Consider the following 235-nt stretch of genomic DNA (forward strand, 5'->3'; position numbering starts at 1 on the left):
CCTGGAGCAGGAGAAGCTGTGCTTGCTCGTGATGATCGGCGTCCGCGCCGACGGCCGCAAGGAGCTCGTCGCGCTCACCGATGGGTTCCGGGAGTCCACAGAGTCGTGGGCTGATCTGCTGCGCTCATGCCGACGCCGCGGGATGACCGCCCCGGTGCTGGCCCTCCGTGATGGGGCCCTGGGGGTATGGAAGGCACTGCGGGAGGTGTTTCCGGAGACCCGTGAACAGCGCAGC

General features: G+C 68.5%; 1 protein-coding gene. It reads left to right on the top strand.

The window, feature by feature from the left end:
• A partial coding sequence (locus tag CVH10_RS24530) for a transposase (protein ID WP_181244768.1) occupies positions 1-235 on the top strand: 235 nt, incomplete at both ends.

This window comes from Halomonas sp. ND22Bw, assembly GCF_003011945.1.
Lineage (GTDB): Bacteria > Pseudomonadota > Gammaproteobacteria > Pseudomonadales > Halomonadaceae > Halomonas > Halomonas halophila.